Source organism: Sorangium sp. So ce367 (assembly GCF_051520455.1).
In the GTDB taxonomy this organism is placed as follows: Bacteria; Myxococcota_A; Polyangia; order Polyangiales; family Polyangiaceae; genus Sorangium; species Sorangium cellulosum_B.
The window spans coordinates 12,587,058-12,609,979 of sequence record NZ_CP150334.1 but is presented as its reverse complement, the minus strand read 5'-3'; the positions used below and the strand labels follow the sequence as shown (position 1 = coordinate 12,609,979).

The following is a 22,922-nucleotide window of genomic DNA, read 5'->3' as shown; positions in this document are numbered from 1 at the left end:
GCGCCGTCTTCGGGGGTAGCCTCCCGCCAGATCCTACCGATCGCAAAGAGTGGACTGCATGCCGAAGCTTCACGAGATCCGAGCGGACTACGACGCGGAGACAATCGTCATGTACCAGGCCTACCCGCCGGCCATCGCCGAGCCGGCGCTCGCTGCCCAGCGCTTCGTCGCCCCGTTCTCGTTCGGTCGCATGACCTGGATCAAGCCGTCGTTTCTCTGGCTCATGCACCGCAGCAACTGGGGGCGCAAGGCCGGGCAGGAGCGGATCCTCGCCGTCCGCATCCGGCGGACGGGCTGGGAGCAGGCGCTCTCCCTCGCCGTCCTCACCTCGCCGGAAGCGACGGTGTTTCGCTCACCGGACGAGTGGAGCAAGGCGTTTGCCGAAGCCAAGGTCCACATTCAATGGGACACCGAGCGCAACCTGCGAGGCGGCCCGCTGCCTTGCTACAGCATCCAGGTCGGCATCGGCCGCGATCTCATTCGCGAGTACGCAGAGAGCTGGGTCGTCGCCATCGAGGATCGAACTCCCCTGGTCCGGAAGATGTACCAGCAGATTCAGGCCGGCCACGCGGACAGCGCGGCGAAGTTGCTGCCGCGCGAGAGGCCCTACGCCGTTGACGAGAGGATCGCCAGGCGGCTGCTCATCGACCCATGACGCGCCATCGACGAACTGGCTCATCGAGCGGACGGGAGAGGCGGACGGACTGGCGAGCGGAGCTCCAGATCTTGATCGACGCGGGTATCACGATTGCACCCGGTCTGACGGAATCCGAGATCGACCGGGCCGAGTCCGTCATCGGCGCAAGGTTTCCGCCTGATCTGCGCTCCTTTCTCTCGGAGGGGCTCCCGGCTGGCGGGCGCTTTCCCGACTGGCGGGAGCCACACTCGACGGAGATTCGCCGGCGGCTCGACTGGCCCTTCGAAGGCATCGCGTTCGACATCGAGCACAACGTGTTCTGGTTGGACGCATGGGGCGCTCGTCCTCCGGAGCTACCAGAAGCGTTGCAGATCGCTCGGGCCGCGGTCGCAGAGGCGCCCCGCCTCATTCCCGTCGCGGGCCACCGCTACATTCCGGCGGAGCCGGCGCTCGCCGGAAACCCCGTCTTCTCGGTCTACCAGACCGACATCATTTGCTACGGCAGCGATCTCGCGACGTACCTGCGCCGCGAATTTCGCCGACCGTCTCCCGTCGACACCGCGAGCGGAGACATGCGCAGGATCCGGTTCTGGAGCGAGCTCGTGGATGCCAATGGATAGGGGGCCAACAACGCCGGACGGCATGGTATTTCAGCAGCGGGATGTACTGGCTGTTCATCCACGAACATGGGTCCCTCGCGCGGGCGAGCCCTGAACCTTCCGGATACCGAGAAATATGCTCGCATTTCTTCATACTTCCCGCGTCCACGTCGAGACGTTCAGCCGTCTCGTTCGGGACGCAGACGACGCGATTCCGGTCCGGCATGAGGTGCAGGAGAGCCTCCTTGCGGATGCGCTGGCGGCCGGTGGGATCACGGACGGCATCCGCTCGGCCACCGCCACGGTCGTTCAGGCGCTCGCGAACGAGGGCGCGAGGGTCATCGTGTGCACCTGCTCGACCCTCGGCGGCGTCGCGGAGGCGGTCCCCGTCTCGGACTGTGCCGTGATGCGGATCGATCGCCCGATGGCGGAGCAAGCCGTCGCGAGCGGTCGCCGGATCCTCGTCGTGGCCGCGCTCCAGAGCACCTTTCAGCCCACCGGGGCGCTGCTGCGTCAGATAGCGTCCGACGCGGGTCGCTCGATCGATGTCGTCGAAGTCCTGTGCGGGCGAGCATGGCGGCTCTTCGAGAGGGGTGACTCTCCTGGCTATGCCGGCGAGATCGCCAGGACGATCGAGTCTACGGCGCGCCCGGGCGATCTCGTGCTCCTGGCTCAGGCGTCGATGGCCCCCGCGGCCGAGCTGGTCCGTCACCTCGGAATCCCCGTTCTGAGCAGCTCGAGATCGGGCGTGGAGGCTGCCGTGTCGAGGTATCGGTCGAGATAGCAGCACAGCGCCGCCCACCCTCAGGCCGAGCGCGACGAAAGCGTCGGCCTACCGCGCCAGCGAGCGGTCACGTCGCCGCGTGGGCGCGTCGTGCTCTCTCGAACGGGCAAATCGGATGGATATATGGTCGCCGACGGCCAGCGCCGGACGGCCCCAGTCCAGGCATTCGTCCGTGCGGGCGTCCCGCCCGTAGACCGAGAACCAGAAATGGCTGGGGACGTCGCTTCGCGTAGGTGCGGCCCAGGTGATCAAGGACATCACATGACCACGGCGCGGCACCCCCGCGACACAGACTCGCCGTGAGTTCAGCTCGACGAGGACGGCGCGCTCTGCGCGCGCGCCAGGCGGACGAAGAGCGCGGCGCGCCATCGCGGTCGCGGTCCTAGAGAGAAGGTCCCGGGCGCTCCGGGAGAGGGTCGCGAGTTGCCCTCGTGGATCGCGCAGCATCGGCCCGGCGAACGCGCCCAGCGCGGTACGGACCTGGCGGAGCAGCGTGGCGCGATACGACTCGGCGCTCGGCGTGCGTTTCAAGGGGGGGTCGACGGTGTCGGCCTCGAGGACCTCGATCCCGATCTCGTCCCCGACCCTGAGCGCGCGGGAAGGCCACACAAAAAACTCTCGCCGATCGGAGGCCAACCCGCCGATCCACACGTCGCCGTCCCTGAGCAGCGCCTCCGGAGAGCCGGCGCGCCGCGTGATGATGATCGTCAGAACGCCGGCCGGGCCGACGCCCGCGGTGCAGACCTTCGCTCCATTGACCGAGACACGGAATGCGATCATTGCTCCCCCGCGCGCACGCTGTGTTCACTGTATATCCCAACGCGCCAGCGAGCGCCGCAGCGTCGCTCCCGGTGGCCTCCTGGCGCTTGCGACTGAACCCCGGTACGCTGGTGAAGACCGATGGACAAGGTCGGCGTCGCCCGGTTTGCGCGGTACAAGCGATGGCCGGCCTTCGCGCAGGTCAGCCTGACGGTCCACGACGTCCCGACAGAGATCGCCGCCGTGTCGTTCAGCTGCAGCGGGTCGGGGTTCACCGCTCAGGGGCACGTCGAGGAAGCTCCAGCGTCGGGATACGACGACTGGAAACGAGGCGCGGCAGCGGGCGTGCGCTTCGCTTTCCGCCTTCTCGGCAGCGCCCCACGTCCGGTCACCGTGACCAGGATCGAAGGGCTGAGCACCGACACCAGCCCCGCAGCGGTCGGCGCGGCGGCGGCGCTCGCCGTGCTCAACGCCCTCGGGGCGGCCACGCCGCCTTCGTTCCACGCGCTGGTGGAGGAGATCGTCTTCACGCCCGCGGGGACAAGCGCAGAGTTCTCGCTCTGAAGCCGCCACGCGGAGAGAGAAGATCTCCGCCGGGAGGCGCGGGCCCTACTCGGGATCGTCGAAGTCGGCGATCTTCGCCATGTCCCGCCGCAGCTGGAGATCACGCTCCACGAGGAGCTGGTCGAGCTCCTCTTCGGAGGCGTACGCGAGCCGTCGATGGCGCTCCGCGACCCGGCTGTCGATCGCCCGGATCATCCGCACCCCGAGCCACGCGGCAGCGATCGACGCCGCGTCGGACGCAATGAACGCATAACGGGACCGGATGAACTCCGCCACCGTCAGATCCGGCATGGTAGAGGCCAGCCACCCGAGGCCGCGGCTCGCGACATAACACCCCCACCACGCGCCGAGCGCGGCATGGTGCACCGCGCCCGCCCGCGGGGCGTGCGCCATCTCGACGCGCCGGTAACCACCCCCGCCGTCCAGGAGAGGGCGCGGCGCGGGCTCGGGCACGGCCTCCGGGGCAAGGCCGTCGTGGAGATCGCGCGCCACCCTGTACGGCTGCACCAGGTTCATGAGGGGAATGAAGAATCCCAGGACCGCCTCGGACGGCGTCCAGGAAAACCCCCGCACGGGATCCAGCACGCCCGCCAGCGCGACCGCCCTGGCGAGCCAGCGCAGGAACACCACGCCAGCAACGAGCCCGAGCCCCAGCTCGAGCAATCCCCCGACCTCACGGAGCGTGTTGGCGAGCCGCCACGTCGATGCCGAGACGTCCGTCGAGCCGAGCAACACAATGTGCCAGGCGCCGGTCAGCGCCGTGAACGCCGCCACCGCCCCCATCGCGATCAGCCCCGCATTCGCGACACGAGCGCGCCGGCGCACCACGCGGACGTCGCGGCTCCACCCCTCCCGAGCTTCTGCCCAAGCGCTCACGGTGAGCGAGGCTACCAGCGTAACGCGCAGCATCGCAAGCGACGTGGCCGAGGAACACGCGTGGTGATCGTGCGCTCCGAGGCGCCCGCTCCGCCCCCGACACCACAATCGCAGGCTGGCAATCCGTCAGCTCGCCATTGCCGGCTCCGCTCGCCTCGCGCATTCGTCGAGCCCCGCCAGCGCGCGCCGGAAGCTCTGGATCGTCGCATAGAGCCCCTGCCGGAGCGGCACCCGCGGCTCGAACCCCAGCGCCCGCCGCGCCAGATCGATCACCGGACGCCGCCGCATCGGATCACCCTCCGGCAGCGGGCGGTACGCGATCCGGCTCGCGCTCCCTGTGAGCCGCACGATCTCCTGCGCCAGCTCGAGCACCGTCACCTCCACCGGATTCCCCAGGTTGACGGGCCCCACCTCCGACGGGTGCTCCATCAGCCGCAAACACCCCTCCACCAGGTCGTCGACGTGACAGAAGCTCCGCGCCTGCGACCCGCTCCCGTACACCGTCAGCTCCTCTCCCCGGAGCGCCTGGGCGATGAAATTGCTCACCGCGCGCCCGTCGTCGATCGCCATCCGCGGCCCGTAGGTGTCGAAGATCCGCGCGATCCGCCCCGACGCCCGCCCCTGGCGGTGAAAGGCCATCACCAGCGACTCCGCGCAGCGCTTGCCCTCGTCGTAACAGGCGCGCACCGCGACCGGGTCCACCCGCCCGAGGTAGCTCTCCGGCTGCGGGTCGACCTCGGGATCGCCGTACACGTCGCTCGACGACGCCAGCAAGAGCCGCGCGCCGTGCCGCTCGGCGCACAGGAGCGCGTGCAGCGTGCCCATCACGTTCGTGAGCGTGGAGCGCACCGGATCGCCCCGCCAGCGCGCAGGGCTCGCCGGCGACGCCAGGTGGTAGACCCTGTCGACCTCGTAGTCGAACGGCAGGGCCACGTCGTGCTCGACCAGCCAGAAGCGGCTGTTGCGCATCAAGTGAGCCACGTTGGCCGGCGAGCCCGTCGAGAAATCGTCGAGCGCAATGACCTCGTGGCCGTCCGCGAGGAGCCGCTCGCACAGGTGCGAGCCGATGAAGCCAGCGCCCCCCGCCACCAGGACGCGCATGCCGCTCCCCACCGTCCTCCCGTTCGCGTCACCCATAGGAACACCTCCGTCGTCGCAACACCGCCCCTCGTGAACCGCCGAGACCCCCCCGCGCCGCGCAGCACCTCACGCGAGCGGGCTCCGGTAGCGGCCCGGGTCGCGGCGGCGAACGCCGGACGCAGGGCCGCTCCGCTCCACGTCGTCCTCCGCCGCCTCGCCGAGCCGGTAGCACGGCCGCAAGAGCAGCTCGTCGATCAGGTCGAGGAGCGAGTCCACGCGGTGCGCGCACGTGTGCCGCGCGAGCACCGTCCGGCGCCCGTGCTCGGCGACGCCGCGCGCGAACTCCGGGTCCGCGAGCAGCGCGCGGAGGTGCTCCGTCATCTCGGCGCCCGTGCGCGCGACGAGGTAGTCCCGGGCAGGCGAGAAGAGGCGCTCGGCGTCGGTCCACGGCGCGCTCACGAGCGGGATCCCGCACGCGAGCGCCTCGAACGGCCGGATCGTGGGGATGCCGGGGAGCCACGCGGCGTACGGCCGCCGCGGGACATGCACCGTGATCCTGGCGCGCGCATAGGCGTCCGGGACACGGTGGTTGGGGAGCCAGCCGGCGTACTCGATGCCGGCGTCCGCCAGCGCCGAGAGCGCGCGATCGGGGTAACGCACGCCGTGGACCCGCGCGCGGAGCCCGAGCGCCCTCACGGGCTCGACGAGGAACTCGTGGAGCTCCGCCGTGCGCTCGCCGTCGCCCCAGTTGCCGATCCACACGAGATCACGCTCCTTCTCGACCTCGGGCAGCGGCCGGAACAGGCGCGCGTCCGCGGCCTCGTGCCACACCACCGCGCGCCGCGCGACGCCGCGGCTCAGGTAGAGATCACAAACGCTCTTTCCAAAGCCGAGCACGCAGTCGTACCCCGAGAGATCGCGCCGCACGATCGCGGCCGGATCGGTGATGAGCCCGTGGTGCGTGTCGTGGAAGAAGAGGCGATAACGATCCGTGCGGGCGCGGTGCTCGCCGAGCCGCCGCACGAGCTCCGGGTCGCTCCGCTCGTGGACGAGCACGACGTCGACCCCCGCGAGCGCGGCGTCGAGGTCCAGCGTGGAGAGCGCGTAACGGCGCGGGCGGAGGCGCGGATAGACGGCGGCGGCCTCGCGCAGCGCGTCCGGGCCGTACGCCGCGACGAGGCCCAGGGCGCTCCAGGCGTCCTCGGGCTCGAAGGCGAGCACGTCGTGGCCGCGCGCGTCGAGCTCGGCCGCGATCCCGCGGAGGAAGTGCGCGTCCGCGTGGTCCCAGTCGGAGAGCAAGGAGTGGCAGAAGAGGGCTATTCGCATGGTGTCCCGCAGGGTGAAGGCGATGAAGGAGGGCAGACCCGCCGGGGGCCCGACGGGCGGGCGGCGAGCGCGAGGGCGTAGACGTCTAGGTAGCGGCGGGCCATGGCGCGCGGGCTGAAGCGCACCGCGCGCCGGCGGGCGAGCGCGCCGAGCGCCTCGCGGCGCGCGACGTCCCGGATGAGGTGGTCGAGCGCGGCGTGGAGCGCGCGCGGATCGTCCGCGGGGACGTAGAGGGCGGCGTCGCGCCAGACCTCGCGCAGGCTCGGCAGATCGCCGAGCACGAGCGCGCAGCCGGAGAGGGCGGCCTCCAGGGTGGCCATGCCGAACGGCGCGTACCGCGCCGGGGAGGCGTAGATCGCGGCGCGCGACATCCACCACGTGAGCTCCGGCTCATCGACCCACCCGAGGGAGCAGAGGCTCTCCCCGGCGCGGCGGCCGACGCCGCCCGCCGCGACGTCGCTCCCGGCCACGAGCACGGGCCACGCGAGGTGGGGCGCGACCTTCTCGAGGGCCGCGAGGTTCTTGGCCTCGTCCCAGAGCCGGCCGGCCGCGAAGACGAACGGCTCCTTCAGCCCCGGCGCGAACCGCCTGCGGTCGCGCGCGTGCGGGATGACATGGCCGCGGCCCAGGCCGAGCGCGCCATACTCGCCCGCGAGGGCGCTCAGCATCGCCGCGCTCGGCGCGACCACCGCGTCGGCGGCCCGGAGCCCCTCGGCGACCCGCGCGCGGTAGCGCTCGTAGCGGACCGGCGCGGGCCGGCGGTGCACCGCGCGCCACCACGACAGCACGCAGGCGTGCGCCACGACGACGCGGGGCGCCCGGAACGGCAGGGCCGCGTGGCAGTAGCCGTTCAGGTGGACGAGGTCCGGCCGCACCCGCTCCTCGAGGTCGAGCAGCCAGTCGCCGGCGGCCGCGACGTCGTCCCACGGGTCATCCATCCATTCGAGCCGGTAGGCGCTCTCGACGAGCTCGAGGCCCGGTACCGCGGCGGCCGCCGCGCGCGCCGCGGGCGACAGGGGCCCGCCCATGATCGCGAGCACCGTGGCCACGCCGGCGCGGGAGAGCGCGCCCGCGAGCTCGAGCGCGACCGTCCACACGCCGCCCTGCGTGTCGGCCGTCATCAGCACCCGGCCGGGCCGCGGCGCCGCGGCGCCCGGGGATCTATGGTCAGCGCGCGCCATGCTCGAGCTCCGTGAGCGGCAGCGGCCGGCTGTCCGGCAGATCCCCGAACGTCCGGTGCTCGGCGATATAATGGGCGTGCGCCCGCTCCCAGGCGCCGTCGTCCGGCGCCCCCCAGCGCCGGGTGTACGCGGCGGAGCCGGGGTACGGGAACGCCGGGACAGGCTCGTTGGCCCACACGCCGAGCCCGAGGAGGCGCTGCCGCCACGACGCGGCCTCGACCGGATCGCCGGGGCCCGCGTCGCTCAGGTTGGCCTGCACGAAGGGCACGCTGCGCCGGGCGTGGACGAGCAGCGCGGTGAGCTCCTCGGTCGACGCGCTGCACCGCCTGGCGAGCGCGTCCATCCCCTCGATCGACGGGCGCTCGACGCTGGCCTCGATCGAGACGCAGCCGGCGCGGCCGAGGAGATCGAGCATCTCGCGCGACCAGCTGTCGATCCTGAGCTGGACGCCGAACACGATGTCCCGCGCCCAGAGCTCCTCGAGCAGGGCCCGGTCGGGCAGGAAGCGCTCGTCGATGAAATAGACGTGGCGCACGCCCTCGGCGAGGAGCGCGTCGAGCTCCTCGAGCACCGTCGCGAGCGGGCGCTTCCGGAGCCTGTCGCGCGCCCCGTCCCTGGCGCAGGAGGCGCAGCGGCAGGGGCTGCCGCGCGAGGTCTCCATCTCGGCGCTCGGCCCCTCGGGCACGGCGTCGAAGCGGTGGTGGTGGTGGACGTGCCGCGCGAGCGTCGCGCCGTCCCACCGCAGGGCCGGCAGCGTCCTCAGGCAGGCGGCGTAAGGGCCTCCTTGCACGTGGTCGATGCCGTTCCTGCGGTAGGCGATCGAGGGGATCTGCCAGAAGCGCGACTCGGTCGCGCCGGCGAGCATGACGAGGATCTCCTCGCACTCGCCGAGGACGACGACGTCCACGCCGAGCTTGCGGAGCGCCGCGCGCGGGGTCGCGGAGCCGTGAGGCCCGACGGCGACGAGGAGGCCGCCGTGGCCCCGCAGCGCGGCGACCGCCGCCATGGGCACGCGCAGCTCGGGCGGGGGGCTGCGCCAGGAGAGGTAGCTCGGCGCCGTGGCGATCACCGTCATGGCGGGGCGGAGCGCCGCGACCTCGTCGCGCAGCGCGAGGAGGTCGATCCCGCGGGCCTGGGCGTCGATGAGGGCGGCCTCGTGGCCCGCGCGCTCGAGCAGCGCCCTCGCGTACCCGAGCTCGATCGGCAGGTGCGGCTCGCGGCAGCCGAGGTAGACGCTGCCGTGGAAGGTCCAGGGCGGGTTGACCAGGGCGACCTTCACGACGCGGCCTCCAGCCGGTCCATCCGGACAGACGAGGGGATGTCGGCGTAGACGGCCCCGAGGCGCGCCTCGACGCCGAGGCGCCATTGATAGAGCGCGCGCAGCCCGTCGCGCAGGGCGACCCGCGGCGCCCAGCCGGTGAGCGCCTGGAAGGCGCGGCAATCGGAGACGTAGTACCGCGGATCGCCCCGCCTCCACGCGGCGAGCGAGACGACCGGGCGGCGCCCGTCGAGCTCCTCGAGCAGATCGAGCAGCTCGACGAGGCTCACCGCCGTGCCCGGGCCGCCCCCGATGTTGAAGGCGCGGCCCGAGGCCGGCTTGAGCGCGCGCCGCGCGCGCAGGAGGGCGTCGACGAGGTCCTCGATGAACAGCGCGTCTCGGACCTGCAGCCCGTCGCCGTAGAGGGTGATCGGGTCGCGGCGGATGGCGCGCGCGACGAAGTGGGCGATCCACCCCTGGTCCTCGTTGCCGAACTGCGGGGGGCCGTAGACGCAGCTCACCCGGAGCACCACGGCGTGGAGGCCGAAGGTGCGGGCGTAATCGAGGACGTACTGGTCGGCGGCGCCCCGCGAGCACCCGTAGGGGCTGCGGAGATCGAGCGGCTGACTCTCGGAGATGCCGTGCTCGCGCGCGCTCTCGCAGAGGGGGCGATACCGCTCCTCGCCGCGCTCGATCGGCAGATCGGGCAGCGCGCCATAGACCTTGCTGGTGGAGGCGAAGAGCAGCGGCGGAGGGCGGTCGAGCCTCCGGAGCGCCTCGAGCACGTTCAGGGTGCCGCGCGCGTTCACCTCGAAGTCGTGCGCCGGGTCGGCGACGCTCCTCGCGATGGCGACCTGCGCGGCGAGGTGGAAGACGAACGAGGCGCGCCGTACGGCGTCGCTCACGGCCTGCTCGTCCCGGACGTCGCACACCCGGACCTCCACGCCAGCGCCGTGACGCCCCTTGAGGCGCTCGACGTTGCGCTCGACGAACCCGCGCGAGAGGTTGTCGAGGACGAGGACCGGCTCCCCCTTTCGGAGCAGCTCGTCGGCCAGGTGAGAGCCGATGAACCCGGCTCCCCCCGTGATCAGGACATGGTCAGGCATAGAATGCTCCGTTCCGGTCTGGACGAGCGGCGGGCGAGCGGGCGATGAGAGAGAGCGCCTCGCGAACGGACGGCGCACGACGGCGCAGCGCGGCAGGCAGGCCGAACGCCCGCCCGCCGCGCGATGTCCCCCCCGGCTCCGCGCCTCGCTGCGCGGGAGTCCCTGAGGAGACACCGATTAACATGCGAGCTGGAGAGCCGCAATCGATCGAAGGAGCTTTGTTTGACGATCGGTATCGCGCCTTCCGCGCCTCCTGGAGAGGGTACGGCGCCGCCGGATGGCAGGCAGACTCGATGTGTCGCAAAGGGGGTTTGAGGCGAGGAGCGCCCCTCGGACAGGCGATGAGCGCGGGCGGGGACGGGGGGGAGAAGGGAGGAGCGCGCTCGGCGCGGGGCGGAAACGGAAGCGGAGAGGGAGGTCTGACGCTTCTCCTAGAATTTTTCGGAGAAATTCACAGGGAGGCGGGGAGACGGGGAGTGAGATCCCACCAATCTCCCCGTCTCCCCGCCTCCCTGTTCAATTTCCCGCTAAATGAGGGGATCTGTCAGGCGGGAGATGCGAGGCGGCGCGACGATGGCGCGCGGGAGGGGCTCGGCTTGCAGGGAGGAGGGCAGCGCGGGAGCGCGCCCTCGGGAGGCTCAGCTCGCGGTGGGCTGGCCCGTCAGACGCAGGTAGATGAACGCAAGCCCGATGCCGGCGACCGGTGCGGCCACGAGCGTGCCGAGGCAGCAGGCGAGCACGCCCGCCAGCACGAGCGCGCAGGCGAGCAGCGCATAGACGAGGAGGCCCCCCTTGTGGCCGGTCGTGATTCGCCAGCTCTCCTTCATGGCGTCGATGGCGCCCAGGTTCTTATCGACGATGCACAGCGTCGTCATGCTCAAACCGAGCGCGACGATGACGCCGGGGACGATCAAGAGGAGCATGCCAGCGCCGACAGCGAGACCGGTCAGGATCTGGGCGCCCAGGATGGACAGGAACCACCGCCCGCCGCCAAGGACGTCGCTGAACGAGTACGGCTCGCCGCGCGCGACCTTCAGCAGCAGGTTGTTCATGCCTCCGGCGAAGTAGGCGCCGACCACGAGCGCAACGGCCTGCATCAGGAACTGGATGGCCGCCCCCGCGGTGGGCGCGTCCCTCGCGAGCGCCGCCTGGATGCCTCCGCCGATGCCGTTGGGGACGCTCGACGCAAGCCCGACGACGACCATGGCGCCGATGAGGACAGCCGGGTCGCGCTTCAGGCGCTCCCAGCCGAAGGACGCCGCATCTCCCGCCCCCCACGGCGCCGCGACGCCCGTGCCCGGGGGTGAGCCATAGCCCGCGCCGCCGCCCGGGGGCTGGTAGGGGTTGGCCCCACCCCAGCCGGCGCCGCCACCCGGAGGCGGGCCGTAGCCGCCGCCACCACCGCCCGGAGGCTGGCCCCAGCCGCCGCCTCCCCCCGGGGGCGGGCCGTAGCCGCCGCCGCCGCCCGGAGGCTGGCCCCAGCCGCCACCGCCCGGAGGCTGCCCCGGCGGCTGACCGTAGCTGCCGCCCGGAGGCTGCCCCGGCGGCTGACCGTAGCTGCCGCCCGGAGGCTGCCCCGGCGGCTGGCCGTAGCTGCCGCCCGGAGGCTGCCCCGGCGGCTGGCCGTAACCGCCGCCCGGAGGCTGCCCCGGCGGCTGACCGTAGCTGCCGCCCGGAGGCTGCCCCGGCGGCTGGCCGTAACCGCCGCCCGGAGGCTGCCCCGGCGGCTGGCCGTAACTGCCGCCCGGAGGCTGCCCCGGCGGCTGCCCGTAACTACCGCCCGGAGGCTGCCCCGGCGGCTGGCCGTAACCGCCGCCCGGAGGCTGGCCGTAACCACCGCCCGGCGGCTGTCCCGGAGGCTGGCCGTAACCACCGCCCGGCGGTTGACCGGGGCCAGCGCCCCCGGGTGGCTGTCCGTAGCCACCGCCCGGCGGCGGGCCGTAGCCACCCCCCGGCGGTTGCCCGTAACCACCACCGCCCTGACCGCCCCCTGATCCCCCGCCCCAGCCACCTTGGCTCATCTTGTCTCCACTGGGTGTGAATACCGACTACGCCCAACCAACTACCCCCACTATACGTGGAGGGCGCCGGCACGGAACAACTAACTTTTCCGGCGCGCGGCGCCCCCGTGCGCGCCCGCACCGAGCCGCCGCGCAGAGGAGCGACGGCCGAATGCCGCGCGCGCTCCGCGATTGCTGCGCTGTCCGCAATCGCGGAGCGCGCGCGGAATCCGGCGATCAACAGCGATTGAGCGCTCGACGTCTCGACGTCCATTGCCGGACGCGGGCGCGAGACACGCGCAGATCACCGCGGCGGCGGGCCGCTCAGGCACAGGCCGGCGATGCTGCTCGTGAACGACGTCCCCTCCTCGCGCCGCACCTCGACGGAGTTGCCCGTGAGCGGCGACGAGAACACCCCCTGAACGACGCCCGCCCCCTGCTTCGCCGTCACGGAGCGGCCGACGAGGGACCCGGGCGACACGGCCTCGATCGGCGCTCCCGGCGCGATCGCCTGCTCCTCGGGCAGCTCCGCGCGCCGGAACCCGCCGAACCGCACCGCCGTGCCGCCGCCCTTCCCGGGCATGATCTTTCCGATGCACTGCCCGAGCGGCGTGCCGACGACCGCGTACGTCACGGCGGAGTCCACCGGCGACCGCCTCGATTCGCCCACCAGGGTGACGGCGACGGCGAGGACGAACGAGGCGACCGGGACCGCGAGCGCGGTCGCCACGACGACCGCGGCGGCGCCGGACGTCGCCCGGCCGAACGAGGCGAGCTCGGCGCTCACGGCCTGCTCGAACGACCGCAGGATCACGACCTGGCGCGCGCGCACCCGCTCGAGGACGGCCGCGGCGACCAGGTTGTCGGCGGCGCAGAAGCCGCACCGCGCGATCGCGCCGTCCCCCGCGCCGAGCGGCGCGCCGCACACGTGGCACGCCGCCGGCTCGCCCGGGGCCGCCGGGGGGCGCGCGGCGCACGCCTCCTCGAGCCGCCGCTGCCTGCTGCGCATGACCGCGAGCACGGCCGCGCCGGTCCCGACGGTGCCGAGCCACGCCGCCACCGTCATGCCGCCGGTGATGACGTTCCCCTCGGTGTCGGGGCTGACCCAGACCCCCAGCACGATGAGCGCGCCGAGCAGGGTGATCGGCACCGACGCGAGCGCGAACACGACGAGCAGCCGCGCGTGCCGCTGGGACGCCGTGACCAGCCTCCGCCGCAGCGCCTCCGAGAGCTGGCGGCGGCGCACGTCGGTCTGGAAGACGACGTGCGCCGCGGCGCGCAGGCCCTGCGCCGCCTCCCCGGGCAGCGGGCCGCGGTAGTGGCACGCCGCGCAGGCCATGAGATCCGGGCTGGCGAGGGACACAGGCGCGGGTCGCCCGCAGCGCGGGCAATGCACGGCGAGCATGGACCGATTCTACGCCAGCCGCGTCTCGGCAGGTCAAGGCGCCTCACCGCGCCTTGCGCGCGCGCCGGCCCGCCGGCGCGAGCTCGCGGAGCGCCGCCGACAGCGAGGAGAACGTGCTCAGGACGCCGAGGTCCACGCCGACGAGGCTCATCGCGATCTCGGGGCGCACGCCGACCAGATAGACCCGCGCCCCGAGCAGCGCGGACGCGCGGCTGGTCATGCCCACCGTGTCGGCGACCCGGGCGTCCACGAACGGCACGCCCGTGAGATCGAGCAGCACGGAAGACGCCCTGTGCCGGCTCACCCCCTCGGACACCTTCTCGAGCACCTGCCTGGCACGGCCGCCGTCGATCATCCCGATCAGCGGCACGAGCAGCACGCCGGGCAGGAGCGGGATGAGCGGACAGCCCAGCTCGCGCACCGTCTCCGAGAGCGCGCGCTCGATCTCGTACGCCTTCTGCAGGTCGGCGTGCTGCGACGACAGCGACTCCACAAGCGCGTCGCGCTCCAGGGCCGCGCCGAGCAGCGTCCCCCAGATCGCGACCGTCCCCTCGTCTCCGGCCATGGCAACGAGGGTCGGGCCGACGAGCACCAGGATCCCCCAGTCGCGCCGGGCAGAGCGTATCGGCAAGAGCAGCACCATGTGCGTGCCGTCCTCGGCCGACGGCGGCAGCATCGCCGCCGGCAGAAACGCCTCCGGCCGACAGCGGCGGCCGATCGGCGGGGTCGGGCTGCCGTCGCGGCTGTAGGCGCCGGCGACGACGAGGCGGGAGCGCGCCTGCGGGTCATCCCACAGCGCGAGGCAGCCCCAGATCACCGTCGTCGTCTCGAGCCACGAGAGCGACCGCGTCGCCTGCTGGGTGCCGCCGAGCAGGGCCAAACTCACATCGTAATTCGTCCTCGCGAGCACCCCGAGCTGGCGGACATATTGACTCTCGGCCTCGAGCCGGGCCCGCGTGATCGCGAGGCGCACGAGCTCCAGGAACGCGTCCACCCGCCGCCTGGCCGTGTCGTCCAGGGACGCGCCGCGCCGCTCGTGAAACTGGCCCAGCAGGCGGATCGCCGCCAGCAACGTCCCCACATCCATCGTGATGCCGACCGCCTGCCGGCAGGCGCCCCCGAGCTCGGCCGCCGAAGGCAGCGCGGCGCCCCGAAGCGCCGCGAAATAGCCGTCGATCAACGACGTGACCGCCGGCCACACCTCGGTCGGCGGGAGGTCGGGCGGGAGCGGCTGGGGCAGGAGCAGGAGCTCGACCATCTGCCGGGCCAGGGCGCCGCCGGCGTCCTCCTCGGGCACCGTGTCCTCCTTGGCGAGGAACTCCTGGATCGTGTTGCACCCGCACGAGCTCCGCACAGCGAGGGAGTTGGCCGTGCGCACGCCCTCGGCCGGGAAGGCCTCGCCGGCGATCATCGACGCAAGGAGATCGCACGCGGCGCTCCCCATCATCTCGAACCGCTGGCGCACCGTGGTCAGCGGCGGATCGGCGCCCTCCGCGTCCGCGATGTCGTCGAAGCCGATGATGGCGAGATCCTCGGGGATGCGGACGCCCGCCGCCTTCAGCAGGGGCATCACCCCGAGCGCGTTCTTGTCGGTCCCGAAGACCGCCGCCGTGCACCCGGGCAGCCGCGCGAGGAGCGCCGGCGCGGCGCCCTGGCCGCCGCTGTACCAGTTGTTGTCGCTCCGGATGACCAGATCGGGGTCGAAGTCGATGCCCGCCTCGGCGAGCGTGTCCTTGTAGGACGCGAAGCGCTCGCGCACGTCGTACGCGTCGAAGTAGCCGACGAACGCGATGCGCCGGTGCCCGTGCTCGATCAGGTGGCGCACCGCGCTCCGCATCCCGCCGTGGTTGTCCGGGATCACGGCTGGACAGGCGACATCGGCGGCGCGGGTGCCGACGGTGATGAACGGGACCCGGCCGCGCGCGAGCGCCTCGATGCCATGCAGCTCGATCAGGACGATCCACCCATCCACATGCTCCCCGGCGAGCGACGGCGCGTGGACCTCGAACGGCGTACCGCGCAGCACCAGCGTGCGAAACCCGCGCTGCTGGGCCGAGTCATGGATGCCGAGCAGGACAGGGTTCCAGAACGAGCCGTCGAGAAAGGGGGAGATCACCCCGAGGGTGCGAGGGCGGGCCGCGGCGCCGGCTGCCGGGACATGGAGCGGCGGGGCGTCGGTGCGGCCCGCCGGGGGGAGAGACGAGCGGCGCGCCGGAGGGAGAGACGAGAGGCGCGCCGGAGGGAAAGAAGAGCCGGTGCCGCGCCCCGAGCCCGCCCCCTGCCCCGGTGCGCCGGAAAGCTCGCCCCACTGCTCCGGCACCACGATGCCGCTGTCCCGGCTCCCCTGACCCATCCTGGCGCTCCCTCCCTGCCTGCTCGCCCACGTCCGGCCGAGCCTCTCGACTTCCGTCGGCAGCGCGATCCTTAATCGATTTCAGGCGAGAGGTGAGGAAAGCGATGATGCCCTACCGCGCGCCCGGCCCCGCCGCCCGCGCCGCGCGCGCCCCCGCCTGACCGAGCTCGAGGAGCGCCATCGCGAGCGAGGAGAACGTGGCCAGCTCGCCGAGATCGACGTCGATGAGGCTCTCCGCGATCTCGGGGCGCACGCCGACCAGGTAGACGCGCGCGCCGAGCAGGGCGGCCGCGCGGCTGGTCATGCCCAGGAAATGGGCGACCTGGAGGTCCACGAACGGAACGCCCGTGAGGTCGAGCAGCACGGACAGCGCCTCGTGGCGGCTCACCCCCTCGGCCACCTTCTCGAGCACCTGCTGGGCGCGGCCGTTGTCGAGCATCCCGATCAGCGGCACGAGCAGCACGCCGGCGAGGAGCGGGATGATCGGGCAGCCCAGCTCCCGCACCGTCTGCGACAGCGCGCGCTCGCTCGCGAACGCCTGCTGCAGGTCGGCGTGCCGCGCCGACAGCGACGCCAGCAGCGCGTCGCGCTCGAGGGCCGCCCCGAGCAGCGTCCCCCAGATCGCGACCGTGCCCTCGTCCCCGGTCATCGCGACGACGGCCGGGCCGATGAGCACGAGGATCCCCCAGTCGCGCTCCACGGAGCGTATCGGCAGGAGCAGCACCATGTACGTGCCGTCCGCGGCCGAGGGCGGCAGCATCTCCGCCGGCGGGAACGCCTCCAGCCGATAACGGCTCCCGTTCGGGGGGACAGGGCTGCCGTCGCGGCTGTAGGCGCCCGCGACGACGAGGCCCGCGCGCTCCGCCGGGTCATCCCATAACGCGAGGCAACCCCAGACCATCGTGGTCGTCCCGAGCCACGAGAGCGACCGGTACTCCTGCTGGGTGCCGCCGAGCAGGGCGAAGCTCACATCGTAGTTGGTCCTCGCGAGCACCCCGAGCTGGTGGACGGAGTGGGTCTCGGCGTCGAGCCGCGCCCGCGCGCTCGCGAGGCGCGCCAGCTCCACGAAGTCCTGGACCCGCCGGCTGGCCGCGGCGTCCAGGGACATGCGGCGCCGCTCCGGGAGCTGATCCATCAGGCGGGCCGTCGACAGCAGGGCCCCCAGATCGGGCGTGATGGCGACGGCCTGGCGATAGGCGCGCTCGAGCTCGGCGGCCGGGGCGGGCGCGGTGCCCCGGAGCGCCGCGAAATACATGTCGACAACCCGCGTGACCGCCGGCCAGACCGCGGCCGGCGGGGTATCCGGCGGGAGCGGGCGCGGCAGGAGCAGCTGCTCGACCATCTGTCGGGCCAGCGTGTCGCCGGCGTCCTCCTCGGAGGCCGCCTCCTCCGTGTCGAGGAAGTTCTGGACCACGTTGCAACCACACGAGCTCCGCAGGACGAGCGCGTTGGCCGTGCGCACGCCCTCGGGCGGGAAGGGCTCGCCGGCGATCATCGACGCGAGCAGCTCGCACGCCGCGCTCCCCATCATCTCGAACCGCTGGCGCAGCGTGGTCAGCGGCGGGTCGGCGCTCTGCGCCTCCACGACGTCGTCGAAGCCGATGATCGCGAAATCCTCGGGGATACGGACGCCCGCCGCCTTCAGCTCGGACATCGTCCCGAGCGCGTTCTTGTCGGTCCCGAAGACGGCCGCCGTGCACGCGGGGAGCTGCGCGAGGAGCGCCGGCGCGGCGGCCCGGCCGCCGCTGTACATGTTGTTGTCGCACGGGATGACCAGATCGGGGTCGAGGGGGATCCCGGCCTCGGCGAGCGTGCTGATGTAGGCGTCGCGGCGCTCGCGCACGTCGTACGCGGCGAAGTTGCCGACGAACGCGATGCGCCGGTGCCCGTGCTCGATCAGGTGGAGCACCGCGTTCCGGATGCCGCCGTGGTTGTCCGGGACCACCGCGGGACAGCGGACGCCGGCGGGGCGGGCGCCGAGCGTGATGAACGGGACCCCCGCATCGGCGAGCGCCTCGATGCCGCCGAACTCGATGATGACGAGCCACCCGTCCACCTGCTCTCTGGCGAGCGAGGGGGCCAGGACCTCGGACGGCGTGCCGCGCAGCACAAGCGTGCGGATCCCGCGCCGCTGGGCCGACTCATGGATGCCGAGCAGGACAGGGCCCCAGAACGCGCCGGAGAGAAACGGGGCGACGACGCCGAGGGTGGGAGGGCGGGCCGCCGGGTGCGCGCCCTCGGAGCGGCGCGCAACAGGGCCGGAGACGCCGGCCTTTCCCCTGGCCTTCCGCTCCGCTGCGCCAGGCAGCTCGCCCCACTGCTCCGGCAACGGTACCGCACTGCCCTGGCGACCCTGACCCATTCGCGACGGCCTCCTGCTCCACAACCTGACCGCCCTCCCCACGACCGCTGAGGACCGGCTACATCGTATACGCTGCGCAGCCGGCCCGGGCGAGAAGTCTCGTGTCCTGCCGTGGAATCCGGAGCGTAGCGTCAGACTGCGGACATGGCCGCCCCACGCGCTGCGTGTGTGTGTGTCGGCGCGCTTCGACGCGCTTCGACGCGTTTCGACAATCAACGCGCCGCCGGCGCCGGCGAGCTGGTCGGTGGTATCGTCGAGCAATGCAATACCGCGACGAACGAGACGCGCTGCGGGGGCGTGTGGACAGCCTCGAGGAGCAGCTCGCGGCGGCCAGGAAGGAGCTCGCGGAGCACCGCGACGACGATCGGGCCGCGCGGGTCGAGCAGATCGAGCGCCAGATGGCGGAGGCCCGCCGCGTGCTCGACCAGCTCGGCCGGGAGCTCGACGCGGTGCGCGGCCGGCCGAAGCGGTCGTCGGCGGTGCCGCTCCTGGTGACGGTGGCGGGCGTGGGGTTCTGCGCGATGATCGCGAGCTACCTGGTGGCGCGGCCCGCGCGCGAGACGATGGCGATCGTCCAGCAGCCGGCCCTACCCCCGCCTGTCCCTCCCCTCCCCGAGCTGCCTCCTCTCCCGCAGCCGCCGGCGCCGGTCCCCGAGCCAGCGCAAGCGCCGCCGGACCCGGCCGCGCCGGCGCGCGTGGCGCCGTCGCGGACCGCGACCGCGACCTGGAGGGCGAGCGTCACGCGCGCCACGGGGCTCCCCCTCGCGGCCGGCGCGGCGTGCACGGTCGAGGCGGAGCTCGCGAGCTCGGGCGACGACATCCGCGTGCCCGCGCTCCGGGTCCTCTGCGGCGGCAAGCCGATCTACCGGTCGAGCGATCCGCTGAACGGCATGTCGATGTTCAGCAGCGGCGTGGAGGAGGACTCCGGTCCTGAGCCTGGCACCTATGCTTATGCCCTCTCGTACGAGGACAAGGGCTCACGCGCCGGGGAGCGGGCCGAGGTCTCGCTCGACAGCATCCGCAGGGCCGGCGCCGTCTGGCGCGACTCGGCGCCCGCGTACCGCGTCGAGTTCACGCTGGCTTACCAGAGCCTGTCCGTCGCGGGGGAGGCGCTCCTCGACGCGACCCGGAGAGCGCTGCGCCGGTCCGCGCGCGTCACCGAGTCCACGGGGCCGAGCCCGGTGAAGGTGGGCCAGAGGTGCGCGCTGCTCGTCTCGCCGCTTCCGCGCGGCGGCAAGTGCCTCACGCGCCTCGCGTGCGCCGGCCGCATGCTCTACGGCGCGGGCACGACCGGCGTCTCCGAATGCACGGTGGAGGGAGACAAGGTCGTCCGCGTCCACGACGGGAACACGACCCCGAACGGCGGCGACCCCGCGTTCGAGCTCGACGCCGCGACGGGGCGCATCACCGTGAAGGACGAGGTGGGCGGCGCCGCGTGGACGGTCGGCGTGCAGCTCGATCCGAGCGGCTAACCCCTTGTCATCCGTCAGGCCGGGCTCGGCCCGTCGCGCGGCGTGGCCTCGAGGCTCCCCTGGACGTGTCCCCCGCGAGGCCCGTGCCGGCGGCAGGAGCCCAACGCCAACGCTCAGACGCCTGCTGCGTGGGCCGCAGCGCCTCCGTGGGCTGCCGCCTCGGCTCCCGCGGCTGCCGTGAGCCGCATGTGCCTGCCGAGTCCGACGTAAAACGCCACCTCCATCACCAGGCCCATGACCACATCGAACGGGCCGGTCGCGTCCGTCACCAGGTCGAGGAGGCCAGCAACGACATAAGCCAGGACCACCGGGAGCATGAACATCACCGCGAAGCGCAAAGTGTACACCCAACTGAGCGACACGTATCTCTCGATGAAGTGATGGCCCCGGTCACCACCATTGAGGTGATAAGCCCAGATCGTACCCAGCACCATCACCGCGATGTTCACGCCGGTCGCGATCGCGTCCCACTCGTTTTGAGGTGTCGAGTCCTCCAGGAGCAAGGACACCGCCCCCGTGAGAAGCACGAAGCCCAGGAGATAGCCGAACCGGGCCCGCTCGGACGACGTACCGTCAACCAGCGCGACCCGGAGCGCCTTGATGTTCCAGAAAAACATGTCCCACCTGACCAGCTCGCAGGTGTAATGCATGCCGCTCGCCTGCGCGAGAGCCAGCACGAACCCGCCGTGCGGCACGGGCAGCCGCGAGCGCACGAGCGAGCGTGATGTCGACGTGCGCCGCATCCGAGCCCGAGCTGCGCGGAGCCCCCCCCACGGACGCCGAGCCGGGCGCCTCTTTGCCGGGTGGGCTCGTAAAAGAAAAAACGCAAGGGCGCGAGGGGCGCAAGGGGAAGACAAGAAACGATTTCATCTCTCATCTCTTGCGCCCCTGGGCCGTCCCCGTCAGGGGTGCGCCATGGTCCCGGCCACCCGCTCCAGCCACTCCTTCACGGCCGCCTCGAACAGCGCCGGCTGCTCGGTCTGCAGGTTGTGTCCAGCCCTGTCGAGCAGCACGAACGACGCCCGCGGATACGCCTCGAGGATGCCCCAGAGATCGCGGTAGCCCACCACGCAGTCCTGGCGCCCTACCAGCATCAGGGCCGGCCCGGGGAACGGCGCCTCCAGGTGGTCGACCGCGAAGCTGAAGGGGACCTTCCGGCTGAGGTGCTGCTCCAGGAAGACCGTGTCCGCCGCGCGCAGGCCAGGGAGGATCTCGTCCTGGAACCGCTCCCAGACGGCGGGCACCTGGCGCACGTGGATCGCCTCGAACGCGCGCCGGTCCTCGCCGGACAGGGTCCCGAGGAACGCCTCGTCGCGCTCCAGCACCGCCAGCGGGGGCGCGTTGGCCTCCCGCGTCTCCTGCACGGCCACCGGGCACACGAGCAGCAGGCCCGCGACGCTCCGCGGCCGCTCGTGGACCACGCCCCGGGCCAGGTAGCCGCCGTACGACTCGCCGGCGACCAGGAATCGCTCGCCGGGGAGCACCTGATCGACGATCCCGAGCACCACCTCCAGCATGCGGTCCGACCCGTCGATCCACGGTCGCCCCGGGGTCCTTCCCATGCCCGGCAGGTCGAAATAGACGCGCCTCCAGCACCCCGGCGCCGACCGGAACACCGGCTCCATGCACCCCTTCATCAGCCTGTGGTCGGGCCCCCAGCCGTGGAGCATCAGGACGGGGGTCCCGGAGCCGATCACCTCGACCTCGATCTCGAGGTCCTTCACCCTGCATCGCATGGGCGCACTCTAGCCGCGCACCCCCGTGCCCTCCACGTCGGCCTGCGCCGCGGCCGGGCGCCGGCCGCGGCGGTCTGGACGCTTCGAGCTCGACCCTCGCCCGCGCCGTCCAGTCGGCCACTCTGAGCGTGACGTCTCGCATCGAGGCATAGGCGAGTATGCCCATGCCTCACGCCCGAGGCATAGGCGAGTATGCCTATGCCTCGGGCGTGAGGCATAGCGTACGACGTTGTCGCAGATGACCTGCATCGGGTGATGCGAGGACGGACGGCGATCTTGGAATAGAGAGGCGGGGACGAATGAAAACGCTTCGCAATTTCGGCGCGATCGCTCCAGGGCTCGTTGCGCTCGCGGCGTTCGCGGCGCTCGGCTGCGCCAGCCAGGGAGAAGCAACGACCGAGGCATCATCCGGCGGCAGCGCCGGAGGGCCCGCTGGGCCCGGATCCAGCGCCTCCGGCGCCACGGGGAGCACGTCGGCAACCGGTGGCTCGTCGGCCAATGGTGGCTCGTCGGCGAACGGTGGCTCGTCGGGGGCGGTCAGCGGCGCCGGCGGCAGCGGCGGGCGCCCGGACTCGGGGGAAACTGGCGCGGGCGGCGGGGGCGTTGTCGGCTCCGGCTCGAGCGGCGCTGGAGGAGCGGCGCAGAGCGCGGGCTGCGGCAGCGCGACCGCGCCGAAGAGCGGCCGTTTCAGCGTCGATGTCGGGGGCACGACGCGCGAGTACATCCTCGCCGTGCCGGACGGCTACGATCCGAAGCACCCTTACCGGCTGATCTTCGCCTGGCATCCCCGCGGCGGCTCGGCCGAGCAGGTCGCGACCGGGTTCGGCGGCGGCTACTACGGGCTCCAGAGCCGCGCCGACGGCTCGGCGATCTTCGTCTCGCCCGAGGGCATCGACCAGGGCTGGGCGAACACGGGGGGCCGCGACATCGCGTTCCTCCGCGCCATGCTCGACCGCTTCCGCGCCGAGCTCTGCATCGACGAGAGCAGGATCTTTTCGACGGGGTTCAGCTACGGCGGCATGATGTCCTACGCGATCGGCTGCGCTATGGGCGACGACTTCCGCGCCATCGCCTCCATGTCCGGCGCGATCTACAGCGGCTGCGAGGACGGCGACCATCCCGTGGCCATGTGGGGCGCCCACGGCAAGACCGACAACGTGGTTCCGCTCGCGAACGGTCAGAGCGCTCGCGATATCTTCCTCGAGCGAAACCACTGCGGTCAGCAGACCACGCCAGTCGAGCCGAGCCCCTGCGTCAGCTACGAGGGCTGCGACGCAGGCTATCCGGTCGTCTGGTGCGAGTTCGACGGGGGCCACGCCCCGCAGAACAACTCCGGCGAGTCGATCTGGAATTTCTTCTCGCAGTTCTGAATCGGGCGTCGTTCGAACCAGCGCCACGTTTCAGCGTGCATCGAATCGCAGCAT

19 protein-coding genes are annotated in these 22,922 nt (G+C 72.4%); 6 read left to right on the top strand and 13 right to left on the bottom strand.

Annotated features, from left to right (window positions below; translation table 11 throughout):
• Positions 1–58: 58 nt before the first annotated feature.
• The 3 genes from WME97_RS47840 to WME97_RS47830 all read left to right on the top strand — a co-directional run bounded on the left by WME97_RS47840 (position 59) and on the right by WME97_RS47830 (position 2,020).
• Positions 59–655: a DUF4291 domain-containing protein gene (locus tag WME97_RS47840; protein ID WP_437547776.1), complete on the top strand. Its 597-nt coding sequence runs from the start codon at positions 59–61 to the stop codon at positions 653–655.
• A gap of 71 nt (positions 656–726) precedes the next feature.
• Positions 727–1,257: an SMI1/KNR4 family protein gene (locus WME97_RS47835; protein WP_437547774.1), complete on the top strand. Its 531-nt coding sequence runs from the start codon at positions 727–729 to the stop codon at positions 1,255–1,257.
• 115 nt (positions 1,258–1,372) lie between these two features.
• Positions 1,373–2,020, top strand: a complete 648-nt coding sequence (locus tag WME97_RS47830) for an aspartate/glutamate racemase family protein (RefSeq protein ID WP_437547773.1) — start codon at positions 1,373–1,375, stop codon at positions 2,018–2,020.
• A 48-nt stretch (positions 2,021–2,068) separates the two neighbouring features.
• On the opposite strand, the gene WME97_RS47825 is transcribed toward WME97_RS47830, so the two are convergent.
• On the bottom strand, positions 2,069–2,800 hold the full coding sequence (locus WME97_RS47825) for a hypothetical protein (RefSeq protein WP_437547771.1): 732 nt from the start codon (positions 2,798–2,800) through the stop codon (positions 2,069–2,071).
• A 120-nt stretch (positions 2,801–2,920) separates the two neighbouring features.
• On the opposite strand from WME97_RS47825, the gene WME97_RS47820 reads away from it, so the two are divergent.
• On the top strand, positions 2,921–3,343 hold the full coding sequence (locus WME97_RS47820) for a hypothetical protein (RefSeq protein WP_437547770.1): 423 nt from the start codon (positions 2,921–2,923) through the stop codon (positions 3,341–3,343).
• A gap of 45 nt (positions 3,344–3,388) precedes the next feature.
• Here the strand turns inward: WME97_RS47820 and WME97_RS47815 are convergent, their stop codons facing one another.
• From WME97_RS47815 to WME97_RS47770, 10 genes are all read right to left on the bottom strand, one after another.
• The gene (locus tag WME97_RS47815) at positions 3,389–4,219 is read right to left on the bottom strand and encodes a DUF4328 domain-containing protein (protein ID WP_437547769.1); all 831 of its coding nucleotides are present in this window, start codon (positions 4,217–4,219) and stop codon (positions 3,389–3,391) included.
• Between the two features lie 126 nt (positions 4,220–4,345).
• The gene (locus WME97_RS47810; RefSeq protein WP_437547768.1) at positions 4,346–5,356 is read right to left on the bottom strand and encodes a UDP-glucuronic acid decarboxylase family protein; all 1,011 of its coding nucleotides are present in this window, start codon (positions 5,354–5,356) and stop codon (positions 4,346–4,348) included.
• A gap of 69 nt (positions 5,357–5,425) precedes the next feature.
• Entirely contained in the window at positions 5,426–6,625 is a 1,200-nt protein-coding gene (locus WME97_RS47805) for a CgeB family protein (protein WP_437547767.1), read from the bottom strand.
• Positions 6,616–7,746 carry a glycosyltransferase family 4 protein gene (locus tag WME97_RS47800; protein WP_437547766.1) on the bottom strand — a complete coding sequence of 377 codons (1,131 nt, stop codon included), beginning with the start codon at positions 7,744–7,746 and terminating at the stop codon, positions 6,616–6,618. The genes WME97_RS47805 and WME97_RS47800 overlap by 10 nt, the downstream gene beginning before the upstream one ends.
• A gap of 46 nt (positions 7,747–7,792) precedes the next feature.
• Positions 7,793–9,085 (bottom strand): TIGR04295 family B12-binding domain-containing radical SAM protein, encoded by a 1,293-nt coding sequence (locus WME97_RS47795; protein WP_437547765.1) that lies wholly within the window; start codon positions 9,083–9,085, stop codon positions 7,793–7,795.
• Complete coding sequence (locus tag WME97_RS47790) at positions 9,082–10,170, bottom strand: SDR family NAD(P)-dependent oxidoreductase (RefSeq protein ID WP_437547764.1); 1,089 nt, start codon at positions 10,168–10,170, stop codon at positions 9,082–9,084. The genes WME97_RS47795 and WME97_RS47790 overlap by 4 nt, the downstream gene beginning before the upstream one ends.
• Positions 10,171–10,808: 638 nt before the next feature.
• Positions 10,809–12,191, bottom strand: a complete 1,383-nt coding sequence (locus WME97_RS47785) for a hypothetical protein (protein WP_437547763.1) — start codon at positions 12,189–12,191, stop codon at positions 10,809–10,811.
• Positions 12,192–12,474: 283 nt separating this feature from the next.
• Positions 12,475–13,575, bottom strand: coding sequence for a hypothetical protein (locus tag WME97_RS47780; protein WP_437547762.1), 1,101 nt, complete (start codon positions 13,573–13,575; stop codon positions 12,475–12,477).
• Positions 13,576–13,618: 43 nt separating this feature from the next.
• On the bottom strand, positions 13,619–15,928 hold the full coding sequence (locus tag WME97_RS47775; protein WP_437547761.1) for a substrate-binding domain-containing protein: 2,310 nt from the start codon (positions 15,926–15,928) through the stop codon (positions 13,619–13,621).
• A 112-nt stretch (positions 15,929–16,040) separates the two neighbouring features.
• Positions 16,041–18,290 (bottom strand): substrate-binding domain-containing protein, encoded by a 2,250-nt coding sequence (locus WME97_RS47770; RefSeq protein ID WP_437547760.1) that lies wholly within the window; start codon positions 18,288–18,290, stop codon positions 16,041–16,043.
• A 260-nt stretch (positions 18,291–18,550) separates the two neighbouring features.
• On the opposite strand from WME97_RS47770, the gene WME97_RS47765 reads away from it, so the two are divergent.
• Entirely contained in the window at positions 18,551–19,762 is a 1,212-nt protein-coding gene (locus tag WME97_RS47765) for a hypothetical protein (RefSeq protein ID WP_437547759.1), read from the top strand.
• A gap of 113 nt (positions 19,763–19,875) precedes the next feature.
• On the opposite strand, the gene WME97_RS47760 is transcribed toward WME97_RS47765, so the two are convergent.
• The gene (locus tag WME97_RS47760; protein ID WP_437547758.1) at positions 19,876–20,505 is read right to left on the bottom strand and encodes a hypothetical protein; all 630 of its coding nucleotides are present in this window, start codon (positions 20,503–20,505) and stop codon (positions 19,876–19,878) included.
• A 159-nt stretch (positions 20,506–20,664) separates the two neighbouring features.
• Positions 20,665–21,498, bottom strand: coding sequence for an alpha/beta fold hydrolase (locus WME97_RS47755; protein WP_437547757.1), 834 nt, complete (start codon positions 21,496–21,498; stop codon positions 20,665–20,667).
• Between the two features lie 299 nt (positions 21,499–21,797).
• On the opposite strand from WME97_RS47755, the gene WME97_RS47750 reads away from it, so the two are divergent.
• Complete coding sequence (locus WME97_RS47750; protein ID WP_437547756.1) at positions 21,798–22,868, top strand: alpha/beta hydrolase family esterase; 1,071 nt, start codon at positions 21,798–21,800, stop codon at positions 22,866–22,868.
• The last annotated feature ends 54 nt before the right edge of the window (positions 22,869–22,922 follow it).

Coding starts and splice junctions, on each gene's coding strand:
- WME97_RS47800 (WP_437547766.1), bottom strand. CDS start 7,746: ATGACGGCCGACACGCAGGGCGGCGTGTGGACGGTCGCGCTCGAGCTC.
- WME97_RS47785 (WP_437547763.1), bottom strand. CDS start 12,191: ATGAGCCAAGGTGGCTGGGGCGGGGGATCAGGGGGCGGTCAGGGCGGT.
- WME97_RS47810 (WP_437547768.1), bottom strand. CDS start 5,356: ATGGGTGACGCGAACGGGAGGACGGTGGGGAGCGGCATGCGCGTCCTG.
- WME97_RS47775 (WP_437547761.1), bottom strand. CDS start 15,928: ATGGGTCAGGGGAGCCGGGACAGCGGCATCGTGGTGCCGGAGCAGTGG.
- WME97_RS47830 (WP_437547773.1), top strand. CDS start 1,373: ATGCTCGCATTTCTTCATACTTCCCGCGTCCACGTCGAGACGTTCAGC.
- WME97_RS47825 (WP_437547771.1), bottom strand. CDS start 2,800: ATGATCGCATTCCGTGTCTCGGTCAATGGAGCGAAGGTCTGCACCGCG.
- WME97_RS47820 (WP_437547770.1), top strand. CDS start 2,921: ATGGACAAGGTCGGCGTCGCCCGGTTTGCGCGGTACAAGCGATGGCCG.
- WME97_RS47840 (WP_437547776.1), top strand. CDS start 59: ATGCCGAAGCTTCACGAGATCCGAGCGGACTACGACGCGGAGACAATC.
- WME97_RS47780 (WP_437547762.1), bottom strand. CDS start 13,575: ATGCTCGCCGTGCATTGCCCGCGCTGCGGGCGACCCGCGCCTGTGTCC.
- WME97_RS47750 (WP_437547756.1), top strand. CDS start 21,798: ATGAAAACGCTTCGCAATTTCGGCGCGATCGCTCCAGGGCTCGTTGCG.
- WME97_RS47805 (WP_437547767.1), bottom strand. CDS start 6,625: ATGCGAATAGCCCTCTTCTGCCACTCCTTGCTCTCCGACTGGGACCAC.
- WME97_RS47755 (WP_437547757.1), bottom strand. CDS start 21,498: ATGCGATGCAGGGTGAAGGACCTCGAGATCGAGGTCGAGGTGATCGGC.
- WME97_RS47770 (WP_437547760.1), bottom strand. CDS start 18,290: ATGGGTCAGGGTCGCCAGGGCAGTGCGGTACCGTTGCCGGAGCAGTGG.
- WME97_RS47760 (WP_437547758.1), bottom strand. CDS start 20,505: ATGCGGCGCACGTCGACATCACGCTCGCTCGTGCGCTCGCGGCTGCCC.
- WME97_RS47790 (WP_437547764.1), bottom strand. CDS start 10,170: ATGCCTGACCATGTCCTGATCACGGGGGGAGCCGGGTTCATCGGCTCT.
- WME97_RS47765 (WP_437547759.1), top strand. CDS start 18,551: ATGCAATACCGCGACGAACGAGACGCGCTGCGGGGGCGTGTGGACAGC.